Here is a 4,485-nt window from a genome sequence, read left to right as displayed (position 1 = left end):
ATTGTTGCTGATTTTATTACAGCAGGGACATTAAATGCAGCCTTAGCAAACATTATTAATGTTAATGCTGAATCTATTGTTGCTGGAACAATGAGAGCAAAAAATAATCGTTTTGGTATTAATTTAGACTTATCCGCAATTGAATTTTATTCTCTTACAGGTTCGCCAGCTTCCACGGTTTCACAAGCAATCGGTTCAGATGGAAGAGAAATTACGTACTGGACAATTGAAAGAATCAAGAATCCAAAAGCATCATTATCGATTGGGGTTCGTAATGCTGATGGTTCAGTTGGTAACAATATATTTATTGATGGACAATCTGGAAACGTAGCGATAAATGCTCCATTCTTTGAAACGCATGCTTATGGAAAGTTCTTCGGATGGTGCGATTTTGCGGGACCAATTAACTATACACCATCATCATACGTAAATTCACAATTACAAGGTACATCATGGACAATTGATAACATTGGTGGTCATCAAGGTGCTATTTTCGCTCCTAAAAAGTCTGGTACAGGATCACTCGGAACGACTACTTGGACATGGGCTGAAATATGGGCGAGTAAATGGAATGGAGTAGCTTTTAGCGATTTTACGACTCGTGGAGTTTTTGAAGCGCGTGTAAAAGTTGTTGATGCCGCTTTTGATGATGTAAGAAGGACAGCGGATCGTGTGAATGCTGATTCCGTTTCTCGTGATACCAATTTAAGTAACATCCTTGACAGAGTAAATGCTGAATCGGTTGATCGCGATAGTGGTCTACGGAGGTCTTTAGATACATTTGCTGATGAGACACGTAGCAAAATATCCGCATTAGAAGCGAGAATAGCGGCGTTAGAAAGTAAGGTGAAATAATGAGAAGTGAGACAATCATAATTGACTTAGCAAATCCAGCACTGATAAAGACGATTTACTCTCGACAAAATGATAAAAGTGGATTAAAAGTAACTGTGCACCTCAAAGAATACGGTAAAAGCGTTGATTTAACAGGGTATACTGCAAAATATGAAGCGGCAAATCAATCCGGGCATTTCGTTCGTGATGATGCAGTTATTATTGATGCAGTAAAAGGTATATTTGAATATACATTTTCGAAAGAAGCTGTATCTACTCCTAGTGTGTGGGCAGCTTATTTTGCGTTCGAAAAAAGTACAACGGAGCGATTTTCTACACAGGATTTAAAAATTATACTAGGTCGTGATGTGAAGCAAGGAAATATTGAACTGAATCATTATATTTCCGATTTCGACAAAGCTCTTGAAGCTGTAGCTGGTTATCGAAAAGAAATTGATGCAACGACCGCAAAAATTACAGAGATAACAAATTTAATTAATGCAAAAAATGTTCAAGTACCAAAAATCACAACAGATACAGGCGGCGTGTCAATTTCAGTGAGCGATACTACAAAGAACGTTCTTGACGAAATTGTTGCAAAAGGGCTTGGAATGAATACCATTTACTGCGCTGGAGGTGTACAGGGTACTATACCTGAAAATATAAGTTGGCGAGGCATTTCTCATATTAACTCACCTACTTATGGTTATGTTATCGCAAAAGATTACCACAATAAATTATGGACAAATTATTGTGATAACGGTAAATGGTTAGGTTGGGTAGAACATGCAGATGCTTCGAAAGTAATTAGTAAATTAGGCGACACGATGACAGGAGATTTGAAAACTAGTGGGTCTGCAATGTTCGATTCGCTAGGGTCAGGTATTATACAAGGTGGCGGCACATCAAGTCTGCGTTGGCGAATGTATCAATCTTCGAACGGAGAATGTTCATTTGTACCTAGTACAACTGTCGGTGGTAGTGATTGGGATTTTACTAAGGCATTTCGGATTAAACCTGACGGTACCATTAAACAAACATCTGATACAGATTGGACAAATATCACTCCAATCAACGGTGTAACAAACCAATCTGGTAAAACATCAAAAATAAAGCGCAGCGGAAATACAGTATGCCTCAATATGAATGTAGTAGGTGTGAAAAATAATCATATTATCGCTTCACTTCCAGCAAATTTCCGTCCTGTAAGTGATTTAACCTTCTCCGCAACTTATGTTTTAAACAATTTAGATACAAATACAGGTTTCGTTACACTTCGAACTGATGGCTCTGTACATTGCGAATGGATTGCAGAGGGGACAAATCCATTAAAACATTGGTCATTTACATTTACTTATATTATCTAAAAATAAAAGAATAGGAGAGTTTACATGAAAACAGTATACATGTACGACAAGGAAACGAAGGCTTATACAGGGACAAAACTAGTAATTCCTGAATATAAAACGCTAAATAAATTAGAAAATCGGACAAGAATGGTTGATATCCCTCAAATCGTAACAATTAAGGTATTGCATACGTTTTTAGACGAAAACAAAGAGTATCAAGAAAAAGAAGTTGACCAAGACATCTTACAATATCAAACGGTTGAATTGCATTATCAAGAGGTAATTCCTAATGGTTATACCGAAATTTATAACTATCCAGAATGCTATACGGAAGTTCCTGTTCCAGCTTATTACAAGCCTGTTTGGGATGGAGAAAAGTGGATTGAAACCATTACAGAAGAAGAATTAGAAGAAATGAACAAACCGAAACCACAAGAACCTTCAGAAATAGAAAAACTTAAAAAGAAACTGGAACTAACTGAGAAAGCTTTGGACGATTTAATAATGGGTAGCGATGTTTATAAAAAGGAGCTGGCGCAAAATGGCTGAGTACATGGCACAGCGAGTGATTGATGGAGTTTTTACGTATATTGTTGTTATTACAAAGCTGAAGGCTTATAAAGATAGAATTGACAAATACTTAACCGACAATGGAAGAGCAGATTTAATTACGGATAGCGCACAATAGTGGGCTTTTTATTTTGAAAGGAGTGGAATAATGCAAGAAATTATCGATTTAAAGCAAGAGATCCAACAAATCAAATCAGATCAAAAAGATATAAAAGAAGATATCCGTCATTTGGAAAACCGGACTTTAGGTAACGAAAAGGACATTGTTAACATTAACAAACAGTTGGACAAAATTAGTGCCAATACTACCTGGATTCTTCGGATTATCATTGGTGCAATTGTAGCGGGTTTACTGGGGTTACTAATGAAAGGTGGAATGTAGTATGTCAAAAGAAAATATCAAAAAACGATTCCGTAACTGGAAAACATGGGTTGCGGTTTTTTCATTGCTTGGATTTCTGTTTACAAAGTTTGGAGTTCCTGAAGCTAAGAGTTTCCTAGATGAATTAGCTCCATATCTGTTGTCTGTTGGTATCGCTCTTGGTATTTGGTCTGATCATGAAGAAGGAAAAGAAGATATTGAATAAAATAAATGGTACGTCTGACAAATAAAAACGGTGTACAAGCGTGAGAGTGACGTTGAGAACGTTGCTCTTTTTATATAAACTAAAAAACACGAAAGAGGTAAAAAATATGAGACACATTGTAGACATTTCAAAATGGAACGCCAATATTAACTGGGAGGTAGCGGCACCACAATTAGAGTTAGCGATTTGTCGAGTGCAATACGGTTCAAATGTAGTAGATGAATTATATAATCAACATGTATCAAATTTAGAAGCTAGAGGTATTGCACATGCTGCATATGCGTATGGATGTTATGTAAGTATAAATGATGCAATTGTAGAAGCGAATGACTTTTTAAAACGTGTAAATAAAAATGCGAAATTCCTTGTTTTAGATGTGGAAGATGATACAGTGGCATCTATGAACAGCAAAGGTAACTTAAATGATTTAGCAAAAGCATCACAAGCATTTATTGATACTTGTAAAGCAGCAGGTTGGAAAGTTGGTTTTTATGTATCGCACCATATGTATAATATGTATGATCTAAGAAATGTAAAAGCTGATTTCCTTTGGATTCCTCGATATGGAACGAATGATGGAACACCACAAGTTAAACCAGATTTCCCTTGTGAGTTATGGCAATACACGGATAATGGATATTTAAACGGAATCGGAAGAGTTGATTTAAATCTTTTAAATGGAGACAAGCCCTTATCTTGGTTTACTAACAAGCAAAATAGTTTAGTACCAGAAGAAAATATTGATAATCTTGGATATTTAAAAATTAGTGTAACTGAATCATGGGTATATGAAAAACCAGATGAAAATTCAAAAGTTGTGAAAAAGGTATATAAAGATTCTCGTCATCAATATTTAGCAAATGCTTGGGACGGTAAACGTTTCTGGTTTAAAATCGCTGAAAACAATTGGATTACAGAACATGATGCCGTAATCGAAAAAGATGGTAAAACTAAAGGTGTAATCTGGAACAATAAAGACGGATTAGAATGCTTCCACTATTCCATTGCTGACAGTGGTGTTAGGAGTAGTATTTGCATTGGACAATGGGAAGTTGAACTAAGAGAAAATAAAGATTGGATTTACATTAAAGATAAAGGTTGGATTTATTTCGACGAGTCTTATATTAAATGGATTCGATAAAAAA

6 protein-coding genes and 1 pseudogene are annotated in these 4,485 nt (G+C 35.8%); all 7 read left to right on the top strand.

Going from position 1 to position 4,485, the window contains the following annotated elements:
• Window positions 1-855: pseudogene (locus CN288_RS26755) on the top strand (phage tail protein); the annotation flags it as partial.
• On the top strand, window positions 855-2,201 hold the full coding sequence (locus CN288_RS26750) for a BppU family phage baseplate upper protein (protein ID WP_098303536.1): 1,347 nt from the start codon (window positions 855-857) through the stop codon (window positions 2,199-2,201). The pseudogene CN288_RS26755 and the gene CN288_RS26750, both read left to right, overlap by 1 nt.
• Before the next feature lie 24 nt (window positions 2,202-2,225).
• Complete coding sequence (locus tag CN288_RS26745; protein WP_098303535.1) at window positions 2,226-2,732, top strand: hypothetical protein; 507 nt, start codon at window positions 2,226-2,228, stop codon at window positions 2,730-2,732.
• Window positions 2,725-2,871, top strand: a complete 147-nt coding sequence (locus CN288_RS29150) for a hypothetical protein (protein WP_176527750.1) — start codon at window positions 2,725-2,727, stop codon at window positions 2,869-2,871. Before CN288_RS26745 ends, CN288_RS29150 begins: the two co-directional genes overlap by 8 nt.
• 30 nt (window positions 2,872-2,901) lie before the next feature.
• Window positions 2,902-3,135 carry a hemolysin XhlA family protein gene (locus CN288_RS26740; RefSeq protein WP_098303534.1) on the top strand — a complete coding sequence of 78 codons (234 nt, stop codon included), beginning with the start codon at window positions 2,902-2,904 and terminating at the stop codon, window positions 3,133-3,135.
• Window position 3,136: 1 nt separating this feature from the next.
• Window positions 3,137-3,340 carry a hypothetical protein gene (locus CN288_RS26735; RefSeq protein ID WP_141528022.1) on the top strand — a complete coding sequence of 68 codons (204 nt, stop codon included), beginning with the start codon at window positions 3,137-3,139 and terminating at the stop codon, window positions 3,338-3,340.
• 106 nt (window positions 3,341-3,446) lie between these two features.
• Window positions 3,447-4,481 (top strand): GH25 family lysozyme, encoded by a 1,035-nt coding sequence (locus CN288_RS26730; RefSeq protein ID WP_098303533.1) that lies wholly within the window; start codon window positions 3,447-3,449, stop codon window positions 4,479-4,481.
• Window positions 4,482-4,485: the final 4 nt, after the last annotated feature.

This window comes from Bacillus sp. AFS023182 (genome assembly GCF_002560575.1).
Taxonomy (GTDB): Bacteria; Bacillota; Bacilli; order Bacillales; family Bacillaceae_G; genus Bacillus_A; species Bacillus_A arachidis.
Note: the sequence above shows the minus strand (reverse complement) of the source record. Positions and strands in the feature narration are given on the sequence as shown.